The 15,587-nt window shown below is 43.8% G+C and carries 15 protein-coding genes; 10 read left to right on the forward strand and 5 right to left on the reverse strand.

Annotated features, from left to right (window positions below; all coding sequences use genetic code 11):
- The first annotated feature begins 154 nt into the window (after window positions 1-154).
- Window positions 155-1,003 carry a formate/nitrite transporter family protein gene (locus tag ACN0V2_RS06100; protein ID WP_417549905.1) on the forward strand — a complete coding sequence of 283 codons (849 nt, stop codon included), beginning with the start codon at window positions 155-157 and terminating at the stop codon, window positions 1,001-1,003.
- A gap of 43 nt (window positions 1,004-1,046) precedes the next feature.
- Here ACN0V2_RS06100 and cynS read toward each other — a convergent pair whose 3' ends face one another.
- From cynS to ACN0V2_RS06120, 4 genes are all read right to left on the reverse strand, one after another.
- On the reverse strand, window positions 1,047-1,487 hold the full coding sequence (gene cynS / locus ACN0V2_RS06105; RefSeq protein ID WP_417549906.1) for a cyanase: 441 nt from the start codon (window positions 1,485-1,487) through the stop codon (window positions 1,047-1,049).
- 74 nt (window positions 1,488-1,561) lie between these two features.
- Window positions 1,562-2,389, reverse strand: a complete 828-nt coding sequence (locus ACN0V2_RS06110) for a formate/nitrite transporter family protein (protein ID WP_417549907.1) — start codon at window positions 2,387-2,389, stop codon at window positions 1,562-1,564.
- A 193-nt stretch (window positions 2,390-2,582) separates the two neighbouring features.
- Window positions 2,583-4,697 carry a putative bifunctional diguanylate cyclase/phosphodiesterase gene (locus ACN0V2_RS06115; protein WP_417549908.1) on the reverse strand — a complete coding sequence of 705 codons (2,115 nt, stop codon included), beginning with the start codon at window positions 4,695-4,697 and terminating at the stop codon, window positions 2,583-2,585.
- A gap of 81 nt (window positions 4,698-4,778) precedes the next feature.
- On the reverse strand, window positions 4,779-5,645 hold the full coding sequence (locus ACN0V2_RS06120) for an SDR family NAD(P)-dependent oxidoreductase (RefSeq protein WP_417549910.1): 867 nt from the start codon (window positions 5,643-5,645) through the stop codon (window positions 4,779-4,781).
- 101 nt (window positions 5,646-5,746) lie between these two features.
- Here ACN0V2_RS06120 and ACN0V2_RS06125 point away from each other — a divergent pair, with 101 nt between their 5' ends.
- Complete coding sequence (locus ACN0V2_RS06125) at window positions 5,747-6,580, forward strand: CheR family methyltransferase (protein WP_417549911.1); 834 nt, start codon at window positions 5,747-5,749, stop codon at window positions 6,578-6,580.
- Here ACN0V2_RS06125 and ACN0V2_RS06130 read toward each other — a convergent pair.
- Window positions 6,577-7,257 carry a DUF4126 domain-containing protein gene (locus tag ACN0V2_RS06130; protein ID WP_417549912.1) on the reverse strand — a complete coding sequence of 227 codons (681 nt, stop codon included), beginning with the start codon at window positions 7,255-7,257 and terminating at the stop codon, window positions 6,577-6,579. The genes ACN0V2_RS06125 and ACN0V2_RS06130 overlap by 4 nt on opposite strands.
- A gap of 99 nt (window positions 7,258-7,356) precedes the next feature.
- Here ACN0V2_RS06130 and ACN0V2_RS06135 point away from each other — a divergent pair, with 99 nt between their 5' ends.
- The 8 genes from ACN0V2_RS06135 (at window position 7,357) to ACN0V2_RS06170 (ending at window position 15,504) form a co-directional block, all read left to right on the forward strand.
- A complete protein-coding gene (locus ACN0V2_RS06135; protein ID WP_417549913.1) occupies window positions 7,357-8,115 on the forward strand; it encodes a Nif3-like dinuclear metal center hexameric protein in 759 nt (252 codons plus the stop codon).
- A gap of 32 nt (window positions 8,116-8,147) precedes the next feature.
- The gene (locus ACN0V2_RS06140) at window positions 8,148-9,482 is read left to right on the forward strand and encodes a YhjD/YihY/BrkB family envelope integrity protein (RefSeq protein ID WP_417549914.1); all 1,335 of its coding nucleotides are present in this window, start codon (window positions 8,148-8,150) and stop codon (window positions 9,480-9,482) included.
- Complete coding sequence (coaBC, locus tag ACN0V2_RS06145; RefSeq protein WP_417549915.1) at window positions 9,479-10,699, forward strand: bifunctional phosphopantothenoylcysteine decarboxylase/phosphopantothenate--cysteine ligase CoaBC; 1,221 nt, start codon at window positions 9,479-9,481, stop codon at window positions 10,697-10,699. Before ACN0V2_RS06140 ends, coaBC begins: the two co-directional genes overlap by 4 nt.
- Complete coding sequence (gene dut / locus ACN0V2_RS06150) at window positions 10,680-11,135, forward strand: dUTP diphosphatase (RefSeq protein ID WP_417549916.1); 456 nt, start codon at window positions 10,680-10,682, stop codon at window positions 11,133-11,135. The genes coaBC and dut overlap by 20 nt, the downstream gene beginning before the upstream one ends.
- Before the next feature lie 74 nt (window positions 11,136-11,209).
- Window positions 11,210-13,456: a phosphomannomutase/phosphoglucomutase gene (locus ACN0V2_RS06155; protein ID WP_417549917.1), complete on the forward strand. Its 2,247-nt coding sequence runs from the start codon at window positions 11,210-11,212 to the stop codon at window positions 13,454-13,456.
- 112 nt (window positions 13,457-13,568) lie between these two features.
- Window positions 13,569-14,474 carry an acetylglutamate kinase gene (gene argB, locus ACN0V2_RS06160; RefSeq protein ID WP_417549918.1) on the forward strand — a complete coding sequence of 302 codons (906 nt, stop codon included), beginning with the start codon at window positions 13,569-13,571 and terminating at the stop codon, window positions 14,472-14,474.
- Entirely contained in the window at window positions 14,471-15,085 is a 615-nt protein-coding gene (gene slmA, locus ACN0V2_RS06165) for a nucleoid occlusion factor SlmA (RefSeq protein WP_417549919.1), read from the forward strand. The genes argB and slmA overlap by 4 nt, the downstream gene beginning before the upstream one ends.
- The gene (locus ACN0V2_RS06170) at window positions 15,046-15,504 is read left to right on the forward strand and encodes a hypothetical protein (RefSeq protein ID WP_417549920.1); all 459 of its coding nucleotides are present in this window, start codon (window positions 15,046-15,048) and stop codon (window positions 15,502-15,504) included. The genes slmA and ACN0V2_RS06170 overlap by 40 nt, the downstream gene beginning before the upstream one ends.
- The last annotated feature ends 83 nt before the right edge of the window (window positions 15,505-15,587 follow it).

Raw genomic sequence — 15,587 nt, forward strand, 5'->3', positions numbered from 1 at the left:
ATTTTAATTTACTTTTGAAGATTCCAACTTCATTCATAAAGGTTTATAGACGCTTTAAAACTTCCACCTTTCTCGGGAAGCAATCCCTGAAAAGCTTTGCAACTCACTGATATAATGCCGGACTTTCTCCTTAACTTTCACAGGTAACAATCACATGTCTGATTTCGGCAAGTTTGTCGATGCCTTCACGCCAGCGGAAGTCGCCGAAAAAGTCAAAACCGTCGGGGTCGATAAGGCCAATATGTCTCTCATCCCATTGGTAATTTTGTCACTGATGGCCGGCGCCTTTATTTCATTTGCTGCAATGTATTACACCGTTGTCATGACCGATGCTGGCGCTGCTTATGGATTAGCAAGATTGGTCGGCGGTCTGGTATTTGCCTTGGGCTTTATTCTGGTGGTGATCGCCGGAGCAGAGTTATTTACCGGTAACACGCTGGTCGTGATGGCATACGCTAAAGGTCAGGTAAGCTTTAAGTCATTAATGCGAAACTGGGGAATTGTTTATGTCGGTAATCTGGTGGGGGCGCTGGTTACGGTGTATCTGGTATATCTCTCAGGCTATTTAAGTGATGGTAATCTCGGGGTCGGTGTCACGGCCATTAAAACGGGATTGGCTAAAGTTGATCACACGACCACAGAAGCTTTTGTCAGAGGGCTGTTTTGTAATGTGCTGGTCTGCTTAGGTAGCTGGATGGTGTATGCCTCACGTAGCGTGACCGATAAAGTGATGGCGGTGTTATTCCCCATCTCTGGCTTTGTGGCGATGGGCTTTGAGCATTGTGTGGCAAATATGTACATGATTCCTATTGCGATAATTGCAGCAACGGATCAGGCCATTGTAGCGGCCGGTCATTTTGATGCAGAGCAACTGGCAACACTTGATTTTGGTGGGTTGATGGGTAACCTAATCCCCGTTACGCTGGGAAATATTGTCGGTGGTGCTGGTTTTGTAGCGATGGCCTATTATCTGGTCTACGTTTACGCTCGGCCAACCCGTTAAAGTTGAGGGTGCACTGTTAATACCTGTACACCCTTTATTATCATTACCACGACTTATACGGTAAAAATTTTCCATCTAAAGTAATGACAATCCGATCACCTTTAGGATCAGGTTTTTTCTCAATTTTCATCGCAAAATCAATAGCGCTAACAATGCCATCACCGCATTTTTCATGCACAATTTCTTTAATGGTCGGGCCGTAAACCGACATCATTTCATAGAGACGATAGAGCAGTGGGTCGGTAGGAACCGTTTGTTCCCATTGCTTGTTTGGATATTTCTGCAGGGCCAATTCGACTTCAGTTCCCAGATCTAATACCTGACAAAGCTTTTTGGCAGTATCGGCTGGCATGCTATTCATACCGAGGCAAGCTGATGCTGTCCATTCTGCTGACATGCCAGTTGCTTCACCGATTTTTTCCCAAGTCAGTTCTTTGGTTTCTTTTGCCACCATGATGGCTTGCGTCATAGCAAGTTTATTCATTGTTACTCCAAAATGTCTTTTTGTGTTCGAATAAAAAACCTGACACCCAGAACAGATGCCAGGCCAACGAGGAATCAGTTCATTTTTTCAGAAAATTCAGCGGTAGGTGCACCCGTTTTGTAATGTGTCGCATACAACATGCCACCAGTTAGTACTAAGCCACCCACTAGATTACCGAGGATGACCGGAATTTCATTCCACAATAACCAGTCAGCAATGGTGATATCAGCACCCATCAGCATGCCCATCGGGAATAGGAACATGTTGACTACCGAGTGTTCGAAGACCAGCCCGAAAAACACAGCAATGGGTAACCACATAGCGATCACTTTGCCGCCAACAGAGTTCGATAGCATCGCACCCACAACGCCGGTTGAAACCATCCAGTTACAAAGGATGCCCGCCACGAAAACAGTCAGCCAACCTGCGCCACCATGCGCTGCAAACCCCAAAGTACGTGCTTCAGCTGCTTTCGCAATAGCTTGACCTGCAGCACCTGGTTCGGTAGTGAAGGCAAATGTCCACGCGATTCCAACAAGTAATACGGTTGTTAATGCACCGAATAAGTTACCCAAGGCAACCAACATCCAATTTTTTAACATTCCCCGAAATGTGCAGCCACGCCTTTTATCTAACAAAGCTAATGGTACCAAAGCAAACACACCGGTTAATAAGTCAAAACCCAGTAGATTTAACAAAACAAAACCAACAGGGAATACTAGCGCCCCCACAATTGGCAAACCAGTTTGTACTGCAGTGGTCACGGCAAACGCGACTGCAAGAGTCAGGATAGCTCCTGCCATATAAGCTCGAATTAACACATCCCGAGTAGCCATTTTGAGTTTGGCTTCTCCGGCATCGACCATTTTTTTGCTAAATTCGCTGGGTAAGAGATATGACATAAAAACTCCAGGGTAAGATTGATATTAAACAGGTAAGCAGTTTGCATGTTTTATGCCTAAGTTTATTTGTTTAACCATTTCAATTGCTTATGGGGTTTATGTGTTTTCCGTGGGGGTGTTTTTGCACCAATTTGAAACGAATGAATTTTCTCAGTGCACAAGCATGAGGCACAAAATTGACAAATAGATCACTTCACAGAGGGGGATTCCAAACCATTGCCTCCAGCAGCTCTGGCTGTGGTCGGCCAATGTAGTATCCTTGGGCGAAATCAACGCCATAACCTCTGAGCAGCTGCAGAATTTCAGCGTTTTCAACAAATTCGGCAGTGGTCTTACGGTTTAATCCTTTGGCAACATCTACTAAGGCCTTAACAAAAAGCTGATCATCGGCATTTTTATCCAGGTTTTTAATGAATATTCCGTCGATTTTGATGATATCTACCGGAAGTTCTCGCATATAGTTAAATGATGAGAACCCAACACCAAAATCATCCAATGAAAAGCGACACCCCAATGCTTTAATTGAATGCATCATTTCCTTGGCTTGTTGTAAATTGGAAACCGCGACTGTTTCAGTGATTTCAAAAATGATAGCGCTAGCTTCCACTTCATATTCAGCGATGGTGCTTTCCAACAAAGGCAATAAAATCGATGTATCAATTACTAAGCCAGATAAATTAATGGCAAAACTGACATTACGCTGCTGTTTTTGCAGCGCGCCTAACTGTTTCAGAGCATGTCTGATTACATAATGATCAATTTGCTGAATCAGGCCAACTTGTTCGGCAATTTGAATAAATTTGCCAGGTAAGCGCATTTCACCCGTTTGCGGATCACGCATACGCAGCAATACTTCGTAGTGCTCTATTTTGTCAGACTGTAATTCGAGGATGGGCTGATAGAACAAGACAAACAAGTCTTGCTCCAATGCTTGTTCAATACGATGTTTCCACAGCACACGTGCTTCTAGTTGCTCTCGAGTACGATCATCAACCGAAAATGTATGATAAACACCTTTGCCGACTGCTTTAGCTTGATACATTGCCAGATCGGCAAATCCCATTAGTTCATGAATGCTGGCATCTTGTAACGGGAAATGCACGATACCAACACTGGTAGACACCTTATGATGAACAGCTCCATATTCAAGCTGAATCGTACTGAGTTCATGAATTATCTTTTTCGCCAGAGTAATGGCGCCAGCAGCGTCACTTTCCGGTATCAAAATGGCAAACTCATCTCCACCTAATCGGGCAACTAAATCGGTAAAACGGGTGACCCGTTTAAGAGCCCTGGCCACCAGAATTAACAGTTCATCCCCGGCTCTATGTCCGCTGGTATCGTTGATATCTTTGAACTGATCCAAATCGAGATATAACAAGGTATTGTGATGGTGATAACGAATTGCCATCCGTAACGATTTTTCGAACTCTTCAATAAATTTACGACGATTGCACAAATCAGTCAGTGGATCATGCTCTGCCATCCAAACGATACGTTTTTCGGCCTCTTTTTTATCCGTCATATCTAGACCAACAGATAAAATAACTGCCTGCTGGTTATCATGTTCCAGCCGAGAATGTAGCCAGGATATTTGCCGAATAAGCCCATTTTTATCAATAAGCTCAGCATCTTGTTGTGCTATACGTTGATGACCAGCTAATAATTCATTGAAGTGGATATTGGCTTGTGTCCAATGGCCTGCAGGAAACATTCTGGCCACATTGGTTTCGAGCATTTCTTGTTTGCTATAGCCAGTGATGTGTTCGCCATAATCATTAAAAAGCGAAATTTCAAATTGTTTGTTGATGGTTAAAACGATTAACTGTGCCGTATCGAGCAGACTTTTAATAAAGTCGCGCTCTTTTTGCAGTTCACGATTTATAATTTGGACTTGTTGATTACGTATTCGACTATTCTGATCTAACTGATCGAGTACATTAATCAACTGATTGGTGATATTTGATAAATCAATAACTTCCTGATCGATATTGCTACTAGTCTTTTCTGATAATAAAACCCGAGCTTGTTGATATTTTTTTGCTGACAACAGCGGTAAAGCCAGTGATATCTGTTCGATCTGGTTTAACGGACGGGAAAGGCGTCGTAATACCCATAGGGTTAAAGCTGTTGAAAATAGCAGAATCAATAAAAAGGGTGGTAAGTAAATGCTCCACAGCTGGGACGATTCAAAATGCCCATTTTTAAAGTTTAAATAGGCAATCAGAGCCAGAATGATTAGGCCTGTCAGGCAGCTGCCAAAAAAAATGCTGTAGGCCGTTTTCCAATGAAGTTGAAGTTTTGACATCCTGGCCATTTTAATCACATCCATGGGAAGTATTGTGCAGGCGATTATGGCATATCACTGAGGTTAAAAAATGTGCGCTAATTATTGTTGTTCGCCTCGCGAAACTCTGTTGAGTACCCAATCCAAAGCTCTAGCCGGTAAAACACGTTTGAGATAAGCAAACAGATAAGTTGGAAAGGTGACGTAATAACGGATCTTAGGACGTTCTGCTTCAATGGCATGCAGTAATTTATCAACTACAGCTTTGGCTGGTAGTGTAAAAGGCGCTGCGGGACCGGGCGTTAACAAGCGTTTTTCCATTGCGTAATACGTAGTCTTATGGGCGCTGATATTTTTATCAATATGTTGCTGATATTTGGCAAAGGCATTTTGCCGAAACTTGCTGGTTATTGGACCGGGCTCAATAAGCGAAATATCAATTCCTGTGCCTTTTAATTCCAGACGTAAGGTATCTGCCAGACCTTCGATGGCAAATTTACTGGCATTATAGGCACCACGATAAGGCAGCGCGATTAAGCCTAAAACAGAGCTGTTATAAACGATTCTGCCAAATCCTTGTTGCCGCATTTGTTTGATAACCAGATTAGTCAGTTCTTGTGTGCCAAATACATTGGTCTCAAATTGCTGACGCAGCGCTTCGCGGGTTAAATCTTCTACTGCACCTGGCTGGCCATACGCAGCATTATTGAATAACACATCAATTTGACCCTCGAAGGCCAATATCGCTGCCGCAACCATGGTGTAAATCGATTCACTGTCGTTTAAATCACAAAGTAAAGTGGTGACACCTGCTTCAGCAAGCAAGGCTTGATCGGCTGGTTTTCTCACGGTAGCAATTACATAATAACCGCGACGTTGTAATATCTGAGAAGCTTCCAAACCAATGCCGCTGGAACATCCAGTGATTAAAATATTGCGACGTGTCATATTGGGCTTGTTTTTTGGCATATAAGCAATCAGAGTATATCTAAATCATAATGGCTAAACATTTAAGCATATTGACCGCTAAATGCTATAGACCAAATTAACAGGGTGGGCAAATCGCAGTTATGTTACAAGGAAATAGCATTAGTCAGACCGACTACGAGCGGTTTCGGCTTTTTTTGGAACAAGCCTGCGGCATCGTTTTAGGTGATGGTAAACAATATTTAATTGTCAGTCGTCTCACTAAATTGTTACGTGATGAGAATATTCCTTCGGTAGCCGATCTGTTAAATGCTATTCAACGAGGCCATCCGCGGCATTTACGTGATTCAGTCATTGACGCGATGACCACCAATGAAACCTCATGGTTTAGAGATGGTGGACCCTTCGAAGTATTTGAAAAGATGACTCTGGCTGATCTGGAAACCCGGGTAACGCCACCCTGCAAAATCTGGTCTGCTGCCTGTTCGTCGGGCCAGGAGCCATACACTATCAGTATGATCCTCAGCGAATACATTCGTAAGAAGCCTGACAGTAAACTCAAAAGCACACAAATTGTTGCCACCGATATTTCCAATAGCATGCTTACACTGGCGAAACTAGGCATTTATGAAGAGCACGCGTTAATCAGAGGGATCTCTGCTGCAAGACGACAACAGTTTTTTAAACAGCATGAAGGACGCTGGAAAATTGCAGATGAAATAAAACAACGGGTGCAATTCAAAGAGCAGAATTTGTTACAGAGTTATACGGGGTTAGGTCGGTTTGATGTGATTTTTTGTCGCAATGTATTGATTTATTTTTCTATGCAACGCAAGACGGACATTCTGACTCGGCTTGCCCAGGCAATGAATCCGGGGGGGTATTTGTTCCTGGGAGCTTCTGAAACCATCAGCGGTTATACCGATGCGTTCGATTTACAACGTACTCCGCATGGCGTTGTATATCGCCGTCGTTAACGTTTCGTTTCATCGGTTACTGATTTCACAATTAATGGTTCAGTTGTTTTTGTTGAAATGTTTTCAGCTTTTTCCGGTTTTTTGCACCTTCCCAGCCAATTGCCGATATATTGCAAAACCGTTTTAATTAACCGCCATAGACGTGGCAACAGCCATATCATCAATACTACAAAAATTAATAATGCCGCCAGAAACCAAACGGGATGTGTCAGTGCTGTCCATAATCCAGCAATCACCAGCAAATCTTCGGTTATTGAGGCGCTCCAGTTACTAAATGGCTCAGGAGAAGTATTGATCAACAATCGGCTGCCTGCCTTAGTCGCGTGAGTGGCTGCAGCAAGACCGCCCCCCAGCAGGCCGGCAGTAAGTTCAATTGCTGGACTCACATCACCCACTGCACTCGCTGCCAACATAGCTCCAGCCGGAATCCGGATAAAGGTATGTAACGTATCCCAACCAGTATCGACGCCCGGCACTTTATCGGCAAAAAATTCCACAAAATACATTACCGCTGCAGCGGTCATCACCAATGGATCGCTAAGTACCTGCAATTCTGCTGGTAGAACGATATGCCCGGTTGTACCCATATAACCCAGCATAAATACGGCGGCATATAAGTTGATACCACTGGCCCAGGCGGCGCCCATACTCAGCGCAATAATACTCACAGCATCCATTTTAAGACTCCTGTTTGTTATAGTGGCTAGGGTTTGTTAATTTTTCAGAGCAGCCTCTGAAAGATAAGCAGACCCTCTAGTTTTTATGGAGTGAGATGGATGATAACCCGAACAGAGCTGCACGCCTATCTTGATGAACAATTGCAAATCTCAAGATTTCAGGACTATTGTCCAAATGGTTTACAGGTTGAAGGAAAACCCGTGATTAAGGTTTTGGTCACCGGCGTAACGGCGAGCCAAGCTTTATTAGATGCTGCAGTGAAGCAGCATGCCGATGCTATTTTGGTTCATCATGGGTATTTCTGGCGCGGAGAATCCCAAACGGTGACGGGCCTTAAATATCAGCGCTTAAAAACGTTATTAGCCAATGATATAAACCTGATGGCCTATCATTTGCCTTTAGACGCTCACCCAGAGTTTGGTAACAATGTGCAATTGGCGAAAATACTGGATCTTCAAATAGACGGGGTTATCACGGGGACGGGGGAGCCAGCAATTGGTTTACGTGGCAAACTAAAAGCGCCGCAATTGTTAACTGAATTTTCATCCTATATTGCCAGTCAACTAGGTCGTGAGCCCACCATCATTGCTGGCCATGATCGTGTTATTCGTACAGTTGGTTGGTGTACTGGTGCTGCACAAGGCTATATTCAGCAGGCAGCAGATTCCGGCCTTGACGCTTTTATTAGTGGGGAAGCTTCTGAGCAAACCACGCATTTGGCTCGAGAGTTGGGAATTCATTATATTGCTGCAGGGCATCATGCTACTGAACGTTATGGCGTTAAATCACTGGGAGAGCATTTAGCTCAGCAGTTTGACTTACAACATTATTTTATCGATATCGATAATCCAATTTAATGGATCAAAAGGCCATCAGAATGGTTACAAAAATGAACGCCTATATAGAAAAGATAAAACAGTTTTTCCAAGTTCAACTTTGGCTGGAAACTGCTGAAAGTGCCAGTAGAGCAAAACGCATGGGACGTCATGCGATAAGGGTCGCCTACGTCATGGTTCGGCAATTGTCGACTGGCGAGTTAAATTTACGAGCGATGAGTTTAGTGTTTACCACTTTATTGTCGTTGGTGCCTTTGATTGCTGTGGCTTTCTCAGTGCTGAAAGCATTTGGTGTGCACAATCAAATAGAACCTGTATTGCTGAATTTTATGTCGCCCCTCGGTGAACGGGGTGCAGAAATGACAACCAACATTATCGGTTTTGTCGAAAACGTTAAAGTTGGTGTACTCGGGTCGATTGGTTTGGGCATGTTGTTTTATACGATTATTGCATTGGTGCAAAAAGTCGAAAGCGCGTTCAATTACGTGTGGCGAGTTAAACGTCCCCGAACCCTTGCACGCAGATTCACCGATTATCTTAGTGTGGTCATGATTGGTCCTGTTTTAGTGTTTTCGGCTCTGGGCGTTGCCGCTACCGTAATGAAACACGATGTAGTGTTAACACTGCAGTCAATCGAACCCTTTGGCACCTTGTTATTAATACTGACCAAGTTATTGCCGTATTTGATGATTGTGCTGGCATTTACCTTTTTATATACCTTTATTCCTAATACCCGGGTGAAAATCGCACCAGCTTTAGGCGGTGCAATGGTCGCAGGGGCTTTGTGGATTGGTCTAGGTACATTATTTGCAACTTTTGTCGCTTCTTCTTCCAATTACACAGCAATCTATTCCAGCTTTGCGATTTTGTTTTTCTTTATTATCTGGCTCTATTTGGGCTGGTATATTTTGCTGACCGGGTCACAAATAGCGTTTTATCTGCAACATCCAAGGTTTGTATTGATGGGTGGAAAAACACTGGTACTAAGTCCGCGTTTACGTGAAAAAAAGGGTTTGTGGATAATGACAATCATTGCTCGCCAGTTTTGCGAGCAAAAGCCTGCCTACACTCTGTCAGAGCTAGAGCAGCTCACCTCATTAAGCAGTGAAAATTTAGAGGACTTGTTGGGTATGTTAGAAGATGGGGGATTCCTGGTCGAAGTGGTAGGCGATAAAATTGCCTATACTTTGGCGGGCGATGTCAGCAAAATCCGGGTCAGTGAAATATTGGCTTGTTTGCGAAGTGCTGAAGAAGTCGGTGTTTCAAAATTACAGCAACATACAGAGCCCGGTATTGAAGCATTTTTTACCGAGATTAGCGAAGCACAAAATGATGTACTGGATGACTTGAGTTTGCGCGATTTAGCTATAGGTAAACAAGCAGCATGAGCGAGAATAATGCTTTGCAGAACAAACATATTTTGCTGGGTGTCACTGGCAGTATTGCTGCTTACAAAGCAGCAGATTTGGTGCGAAGGTTAAAAGAACTGGGTGCCGAAGTGCGGGTGATGATGAGTCAGGGCGGCACACAATTTATTACGCCACTTACGATGCAAACAGTGAGTGGCAATCCAGTATCAGTCAATTTCTTTGATGCCGATGAAGAAGCTGCTATGGGGCATATTAAATTGGCGCGTTGGGCCGATTGGATTTTGATCGCACCTGCAACAGCTGATTGTCTGGCAAAGCTAGCACATGGCCATGCTGATGATTTAATCTCAACTGTATGTCTCGCCTCAGAAGCGCCGATTATGGTTGCACCGGCTATGAACAATAAAATGTGGTCGCACATTGCTACCCAACATAATTGCCAATTGCTCAAACAACGAGGTGTAGAATTTATTGGTCCAGAAAGCGGTGATCAGGCCTGTGGAGAGCAAGGTGAAGGGCGTTTGATGGCGGTTGATAATATGCTGACGTTCTTGTTGGCAAAGCTTCAGCCGGGTCCGATGGCAGGGAAAAAGGTCATTATCACCGCAGGTCCCACTCATGAACCTATCGATCCGGTTCGCTTTATTGCCAATCGTAGTTCAGGGAAAATGGGCTTTGCGTTAGCTCAAGCCTCTGTTGATGCTGGAGCAGATGTCACGCTGATTTCTGGCCCGGTAACGATGAGTACCCCCACAGGTGTGAATCGGGTAAATGTGGAAACAGCTCAACAAATGTATGACGCTGTTATGCAGCATTTAACACAAACAAACATTTTCATCGGTTGTGCTGCGGTGGCCGATTATCGGCCGGCAACCCCAGCTAAAACTAAATTAAAAAAATCTGCTGATGTCGATTTATCACTGCAACTTGAATTGAATCCCGATATTATTAGCGCAGTCGCTAACGCAGACGGGCGGCCGGATCTGGTAGTCGGTTTTGCTGCAGAAACGGATGATGTAGAACATTATGCCCAACAAAAATTACAGCAAAAACGACTAGATATAATTGCAGCGAATCGGGTGGGGGATGGACTGGCTTTTAGTCAGGATAACAATGCGCTGGAAGTTTTCTGGGAGAGTGGGCATAAGTCTTTGACTAACGCTCCGAAACTTGACATCGCACGCGAACTCATAACATTAATAACAGAGCGCTATCATGCAAAAAATTCAATTTAAAATTCTCGACCCGAGATTAGGTAAATCCATTGAGCTTCCCGATTATGCAACAGACGGGTCAGCTGGTATGGATCTGCGTGCTTGCCTAGATGAAAACCTAACATTACATCCCGGCGAAACTATTTTAATACCGACCGGAATCGCCATACATATTGATGATCCTGCTTTAGCGGCAATGATTTTGCCGCGTTCGGGCTTAGGCCATAAACACGGTATTGTATTAGGCAACTTGGTCGGCTTAATTGACAGTGATTATCAGGGACAAATTTTTGTATCGTGTTGGAATCGTGGCGATACACCCTTTGAAATCGTAGTGGGGGAACGGATTGCTCAAATGCTATTTGTTCCAGTGGTTCAGGTTGGGTTTGAACAGGTTACCGAATTTACTGCCAGTGAACGCGGCAGTGGCGGCTTTGGTCATACCGGCAGAAACTGAGCACAGCTGTGCTACTAACTCTGCAAAACTTGAAAATCTTTCGCAGAAGGCTAAGTTCTTTAGCCGTCTTGCTCATGATTTTGATCCTGGTCTCCGGGCTAGCTGCGGCGATTTGGATTAATGACTTTCAAAAACAATCTGCTTTAAAGACGTTCAATCAAAAACAAACGGAAAAACTGGCACTTGCAGCGTCAGGATTAACGGATTTGTTACAAACATGGCAGCAACGTTTTGCTGAGATGCCGGCAGAAAATGTTAAAGATCCTGTTTCCTATGGTTGGCCTGAAGCATCAAGCGCATGTGTTATATCTGCGATACCCTCTGCTCCCACAACCGATGCCTGTATTCCTGTGAGTTTTGGCACGATAAATAGTCTACGTCAGGCAGAAAAACAAGGTATAGCTGATATAGCGGTTATGCAGCCAAATACCCCTCAGGCACATATTTTACTGACTAAAAAATTGGATGATGGTGTTGGATACCTGGTGTTAACACTCCAAACAACGGAACTGGAAAATAAACTCAGAGAACGCTATTTAACGATTGGTTCGGGAAGTTTGGCTTTGCAACAAGGAGCACAAAACTGGTTAACCTTGCTGGAACAAGGGGATACAAAAGTACAGCAAACAAACCCTATTTATACTCAGGCACTTCCCGGAGCCTACTGGAGATTGGCTTTTTGGCCTGCTGAGCGGGTTGCTAAATCGGCGACTTGGTCAGCATTAGCTATGCTGACCATTATTGTTTTTGTATTGTGTTGGCTGGTTGCCAACAAATTCAGTACATTGCGACCCAAAAAGCAAGCGCAAATCGGTGCCCGTCCAAGACCTGTGGAATATGTGGAAAATGAGGTCAACATCGATAATACGCCTATGCCTGCAGTAATTCGGGTTGCGGCGCCAAAAATTAGTAAAACTGAGGCGGTCGATAGAGTCAGACCGGTAGATATTAAGCCCGTTATTTTTAAAGCCTATGATATTCGGGGCATTGTCGGCACCCAGCTGAGCGAACCGATTATGCGAGTATTGGGTTTAGCGATTGGCTCAGAGGCGCAACATCAAGAGCAGACGCGGATTATCGTTGGGCGTGATGGAAGGCTTTCCAGTGAAAGTTTTAGTGATGCCTTAATTGAAGGTATTTTAGCCAGTGGTTGTGATGTAACTGATATTGGCGGCGTACCAACACCACTGGTGTATTTTGCTTCTCAACATATGCGAACAAATTGTGGGGTAGTGGTCACCGGCAGCCATAACCCTCAAGGCTATAATGGCCTGAAGATCGTTATCAATAACAAAACACTTTCTGGTGACGCTATACAAGGGATTTATCAGCGCATACAACAATCACGGTTGTACAGTGGTGAAGGGCAGTTACGACAAGCGGATATCCTTGACAGCTATATTGAAAAAGTGAAACTGGCTGTACCTATCTCCCGTCCGCTGAAAGTAGGGGTTGATTGTGGTAATGGTATTGCTGGCCGGGTAATGCCCAAATTATTAACAGCGCTCGGCTGTGAAGTACATGAGTTGTTTTGTAATGTGGATGGTCATTTTCCCAATCATCATCCAAACCCCGCTCAACCGCAGAATATGCGTGATATATCCAAACTTGTTAGAGATAAGCATTTAGATATCGGTCTAGCATTTGATGGGGATGGTGATCGCTTGGGGGTAGTTAATAGCGAAGGTGAAATTATATGGCCAGATCGTCTATTAATGTTATTTGCTACCGATATTCTTAAACGTCATAAAGGGGCCACTATCATCTATGACGTTAAAAGCTCAGGATTATTGGAACAGGTAGTGACTAAAGCTGGTGGCAAAGCCATCATGTGTCCTTCTGGGCATTCTTTAATTCGCGCCGAGATGCTAAAACATGATGCCAAGCTGGCTGGTGAGTTAAGTGGACATATCTTTTTTAATGATAATTGGTATGGTTTTGATGATGCCTTATTTGCTGCTTGTCGATTATTAGCCCTGATTGCCGATGATCCGCAACGTCGTGGCGCTACAGAAATTTTTGCAGCTCAACCACAGAGTTTTAACACACCGGAAATTTTAGTTGATTTAGATACAGCAGAGTGCCGCCGTTTTATGACACAATTCACCCAAAATGCCCAGTTTGATGGGGCTGAAGTCATCACCATTGACGGTGTAAGGGTAAATTTTGACAAAGGTTGGGCGCTCGTTAGAGCTTCAAATACTGTTCCTGGTTTGACTTTGCGTTTTGAAGCTGAGACCGAAGCCGATTTAGAGCAGATTAAACAGCAGTTTATTCAACAGATGTTGCAGGTGAAACCCAACCTAAGTTTGAATTTTTAGAAAATTGACTAAAAGAGTTTAAACCTAGTCAATTTGGTCGTAATTTTGCATAAGCAAAAATAATAAAAAAAGAGCCCTTGCTAGATAGCGTGGGACAAGGAAGAAATTGTTGATGAGTTTGAATACACAAAAAGCGTCACATATTGCTCAGGTACTGACGGAAGCGCTGCCTTATATACAACGTTTCTCGGGTAAAACGCTGGTGATCAAGTATGGCGGTAATGCCATGATTGATGAAACTTTGAAAAATAGTTTTGCCCGCGATGTCGTGTTGCTTAAAGCCGTGGGAATTAATCCGGTTATTGTGCATGGTGGTGGTCCACAAATCGGTCAGCTGTTAGCCAAAATCGGTAAAGAGTCTGAATTCATTAACGGCATGCGAGTGACTGATACTGAAACCATGGATATTGTTGAAATGGTGCTTGGTGGACAAGTCAATAAAAGTATTGTGAACCTGATTAATAATCATGGCGGTCGCGCGGTCGGCTTGACGGGTAAAGATGGCAGTTTGATTTTTGCAGAAAAAATGAAATTTGCGTCATCTGATGATGTCACTGTTGATGCGCCAGAAATGATTGATTTGGGTTTTGTTGGTCGGGTAACCAGTATCGATACCAGCGTCATAGATATGTTGATCCACAGTGATTTCATACCCGTTATTGCGCCAATCGGTGTAGGCCAAGATGGGCAATCTTATAATATCAATGCAGACCTGGTTGCTGGCAAAATTGCTGAAGTATTGCAGGCCGAAAAGTTAATCCTATTGACAAATACACCCGGGCTGCTAGATGCTGACGGAAAATTGCTCACAGGCTTGAATGCAAAACAAGTCAATGATTTAATTGCGTCAGGTGTCATTTACGGTGGAATGTTACCTAAAATTGGCTGTGCGTTAGATGCAGTTCAAGCAGGGGTGACCAGCTCACACATCATCGACGGTCGTGTACAGCATGCGGTCTTATTGGAAATGTTTACGGATGAGGGTGTAGGTACGCTGATCCGTGGAGGCGGTCGATGACGGATCAACAATCTACGCGTGCCCAAAATAAACAGTCGCGTCATCAAGCCATACTGGAAGCATTAGCATCGCAGCTTGAACAACATCCTGGAGAACGCATAACTACAGCACAGTTAGCTGAAAGTTTAGGGGTATCAGAAGCGGCGCTGTATCGCCACTTTCCTAGTAAAGCAAGAATGTTCGAAGGTCTTATCGAATTTTCAGAAGATACGGTCTTCGGTCTTATCCGCAGAATTCTTGACGAAGACGATAATGCGGTTTCTCGATGTGAAAAAATCATGGCACTGATGCTGGGATTCAGCGCAAAAAACCCGGGTATAAGCAGTGTACTCGTTGGTACAGCGCTAACCGGCGAAACAGAGCGGCTTCGCCAACGAGTCAGTCAATTTTTTGACCGATTAGAAACACAATTCCGGCAAATACTTCGTGAGCGCGAATTAACTTTGATACAAGCTGGTGGGAGACCCGTGAATGAAACGGCTAATCTATTGCTAAGTATTGTCGAAGGACGTTTGCAACAATTTGTTCGTAGTGGATTTCGCCAATCACCACTTCAGGGATGGGAGCAACAATGGCAGCTTATCAACATGATTCTCAGGACATACGCATGATCAACGTAGTGGTGATAGGTCGCTCTATACCGAGTTTAATTAATTTGGCGGTTCACGATGATCTAAACATTACTGTGATTGAGCCCGATACAATTGATGACGCGGTATTGGAAATAAAAGCCGCAAATACCGATATAACCGTGTTAGAGCAACATAATGATCGTATTAATACGGATATTTTGTGTTTGGTATTGGCGACTAATTACTCCCATAATCAAACAATTATCCTGTCAGACAAAGTGCCAGACTTTGATCAGTTAAAAGCAACAGGGTTTAGAGCTCGAGGATATATAACCCCCTCTCAACATGACAAATTAGTAAAAGCTATTCGCGCTGTACATGATGGAGAAGCCTGGCTGCCTAGGCGCCTGGTTGCCGATATGCTCAATCATTTTGCCGCCGGAGAATTTGGCCAGTAATAGAATAAGGCCAATCTTTGAGTTCAACTGGCTGAGATTTTGCATTAATTAATACTGAATATTTTAAACATTATTTAATATTT

It is taken from the genome of Methylophaga sp. (assembly GCF_048266885.1).
Taxonomy (GTDB): domain Bacteria; phylum Pseudomonadota; class Gammaproteobacteria; order Nitrosococcales; family Methylophagaceae; genus Methylophaga.